The organism is Bacillus altitudinis 41KF2b (assembly GCF_000691145.1).
Taxonomy (GTDB): Bacteria; Bacillota; Bacilli; order Bacillales; family Bacillaceae; genus Bacillus; species Bacillus altitudinis.
This window is the reverse complement of the sequence record NZ_ASJC01000027.1, coordinates 1-3,565: the sequence shown is the minus strand read 5'-3', so window position 1 is coordinate 3,565 and position 3,565 is coordinate 1. Positions and strand designations below refer to the sequence as shown.

Annotated in this window: 4 tRNA genes and 2 rRNA genes; all 6 read right to left on the bottom strand. The window is 52.2% G+C overall.

Annotation, left to right across the window (positions count from 1 at the left end):
• Positions 1–63 precede the first annotated feature (63 nt).
• Positions 64–138 (bottom strand) — tRNA-Glu (locus BA79_RS18615).
• A 19-nt stretch (positions 139–157) separates the two neighbouring features.
• Positions 158–248, bottom strand: a tRNA-Ser gene (locus BA79_RS18610).
• A 24-nt stretch (positions 249–272) separates the two neighbouring features.
• Positions 273–363 (bottom strand) — tRNA-Ser (locus BA79_RS18605).
• 3 nt (positions 364–366) lie between these two features.
• Positions 367–441, bottom strand: a tRNA-Asn gene (locus BA79_RS18600).
• Positions 442–450: 9 nt separating this feature from the next.
• Positions 451–566: ribosomal RNA gene (rrf, locus tag BA79_RS18595) — 5S ribosomal RNA — on the bottom strand.
• Between the two features lie 216 nt (positions 567–782).
• Positions 783–3,565 (bottom strand): 23S ribosomal RNA (locus tag BA79_RS18590); the annotation flags it as partial.

The following is a 3,565-nucleotide window of genomic DNA, read 5'->3' as shown; positions in this document are numbered from 1 at the left end:
GCAGATGCTCTCCCAGCTGAGCTAATCCTCCGAATAAAATGCTGGTATGTATTTCTATAAAAATGGTGACCCGTACGGGATTCGAACCCGTGTTACCGCCGTGAAAGGGCGGTGTCTTAACCGCTTGACCAACGGGCCCTCTATTATATGTATCTTGTGGCGGAGAGCAAGGGATTCGAACCCTTGAGACGGGGTTACCGCCTACACGATTTCCAATCGTGCTCCTTCGGCCACTCGGACAGCTCTCCAAATTGACCAACGGGCCAGAAAAATGGCGGAGAAGGAGGGATTTGAACCCTCGCGCCGCTTGCGCGACCTACACCCTTAGCAGGGGCGCCTCTTCAGCCACTTGAGTACTTCTCCATTTGGCTCCGCAGGTAGGATTCGAACCTACGACCGATCGGTTAACAGCCGATAGCTCTACCACTGAGCTACTGCGGAATGAAGAAAGCCTGGCGATGTCCTACTCTCACAGGGGGAAACCCCCAACTACCATCGGCGCTGAAGAGCTTAACTTCCGTGTTCGGTATGGGAACGGGTGTGACCTCTTCGCCATCATCACCAGACAATTTAGTGACAAAAGATATTATACTATGTATTGCAAATAAATCAAGAGATATTTCAAAAAATGTTCTCTCAAAACTAGATAACAACGTTCATTTTTCACATTAGAATATAGGTTAAGTCCTCGATCTATTAGTATCTGTCAGCTCCACGTGTCACCACGCTTCCACCTCAGATCTCAAAAATAGATAACAACGTTCCTTTTTCACATTAGAATATAGGTTAAGTCCTCGATCTATTAGTATCTGTCAGCTCCACGTGTCACCACGCTTCCACCTCAGACCTATCAACCTGATCATCTTTCAGGGATCTTACTTCCTTGCGGAATGGGAAATCTCATCTTGAGGGGGGCTTCATGCTTAGATGCTTTCAGCACTTATCCCGTCCGCACATAGCTACCCAGCGATGCCCTTGGCAGAACAACTGGTACACCAGCGGTGCGTCCATCCCGGTCCTCTCGTACTAAGGACAGCTCCTCTCAAATTTCCTGCGCCCGCGACGGATAGGGACCGAACTGTCTCACGACGTTCTGAACCCAGCTCGCGTACCGCTTTAATGGGCGAACAGCCCAACCCTTGGGACCGACTACAGCCCCAGGATGCGATGAGCCGACATCGAGGTGCCAAACCTCCCCGTCGATGTGGACTCTTGGGGGAGATAAGCCTGTTATCCCCGGGGTAGCTTTTATCCGTTGAGCGATGGCCCTTCCATGCGGAACCACCGGATCACTAAGCCCGACTTTCGTCCCTGCTCGACTTGTAGGTCTCGCAGTCAAGCTCCCTTGTGCCTTTACACTCTGCGAATGATTTCCAACCATTCTGAGGGAACCTTTGGGCGCCTCCGTTACATTTTAGGAGGCGACCGCCCCAGTCAAACTGCCCACCTGACACTGTCTCCCTGCCCGATAAGGGCAGCGGGTTAGAAGGTCAATACAGCCAGGGTAGTATCCCACCGATGCCTCCACCGAAGCTAGCGCTCCGGTTTCCAAGGCTCCTACCTATCCTGTACAAGCTGTACCAACATTCAATATCAGGCTGCAGTAAAGCTCCACGGGGTCTTTCCGTCCTGTCGCGGGTAACCTGCATCTTCACAGGTACTATAATTTCACCGAGTCTCTCGTTGAGACAGTGCCCAGATCGTTGCGCCTTTCGTGCGGGTCGGAACTTACCCGACAAGGAATTTCGCTACCTTAGGACCGTTATAGTTACGGCCGCCGTTTACTGGGGCTTCAATTCGCACCTTCGCTTACGCTAAGCGCTCCTCTTAACCTTCCAGCACCGGGCAGGCGTCAGCCCCTATACTTCGCCTTACGGCTTCGCAGAGACCTGTGTTTTTGCTAAACAGTCGCCTGGGCCTATTCACTGCGGCTTCTCGGGGCTTTAACACCCTAAGAAGCACCCCTTCTCCCGAAGTTACGGGGTCATTTTGCCGAGTTCCTTAACGAGAGTTCTCTCGATCACCTTAGGATTCTCTCCTCGCCTACCTGTGTCGGTTTGCGGTACGGGCACCTCTCACCTCGCTAGAGGCTTTTCTTGGCAGTGTGGAATCAGGAACTTCGCTACTAAATTTCGCTCGCCATCACAGCTCAGCCTTCACGGGAAACGGATTTGCCTATTTCCCAGCCTAACTGCTTGGACGCGGATATCCAATACCGCGCTTACCCTATCCTCCTGCGTCCCCCCATTGCTCAAATGGTGAGGAGGTGGTACAGGAATATCAACCTGTTGTCCATCGCCTACGCCTTTCGGCCTCGGCTTAGGTCCCGACTAACCCTGAGCGGACGAGCCTTCCTCAGGAAACCTTAGGCATTCGGTGGACGGGATTCTCACCCGTCTTTCGCTACTCATACCGGCATTCTCACTTCTAAGCGCTCCACCAGTCCTTCCGGTCTGACTTCACTGCACTTAGAACGCTCTCCTACCACTGTTCGTAAGAACAGTCCGCAGCTTCGGTGATACGTTTAGCCCCGGTACATTTTCGGCGCAGAGTCACTCGACCAGTGAGCTATTACGCACTCTTTAAATGGTGGCTGCTTCTAAGCCAACATCCTGGTTGTCTAAGCAACTCCACATCCTTTTCCACTTAACGTATACTTTGGGACCTTAGCTGGCGGTCTGGGCTGTTTCCCTTTCGACTACGGATCTTATCACTCGCAGTCTGACTCCCAAGGATAAGTCATCGGCATTCGGAGTTTGACTGAATTCGGTAACCCGGTAGGGGCCCCTAGTCCAATCAGTGCTCTACCTCCGAGACTCTTACCTTGAGGCTAGCCCTAAAGCTATTTCGGAGAGAACCAGCTATCTCCAGGTTCGATTGGCATTTCACCCCTACCCACACCTCATCCCCGCACTTTTCAACGTGCGTGGGTTCGGGCCTCCATTCAGTGTTACCTGAACTTCACCCTGGACATGGGTAGATCACCTGGTTTCGGGTCTACGACCACGTACTCATGCGCCCTATTCAGACTCGCTTTCGCTGCGGCTCCGCATCTTCTGCTTAACCTTGCACGGGATCGTAACTCGCCGGTTCATTCTACAAAAGGCACGCCATCACCCGTTAACGGGCTCTGACTACTTGTAGGCACACGGTTTCAGGATCTATTTCACTCCCCTTCCGGGGTGCTTTTCACCTTTCCCTCACGGTACTGGTTCACTATCGGTCACTAGGGAGTATTTAGCCTTGGGAGATGGTCCTCCCGGATTCCGACGGAATTTCACGTGTTCCGCCGTACTCAGGATCCACTCTGGAGAGAACAACATTTCAGTTACAGGGCTGTTACCTTCTTTGGCGGGCCTTTCCAGACCTCTTCGCTTATATCGTTCCTTTGTAACTCCGTATAGAGTGTCCTACAACCCCAAGAGGCAAGCCTCTTGGTTTGGGCTGTTCCCGTTTCGCTCGCCGCTACTCAGGGAATCGCATTTGCTTTCTCTTCCTCCGGGTACTTAGATGTTTCAGTTCCCCGGGTATGCCTTCTCATACTCTATGTATTCAAGTATGGATA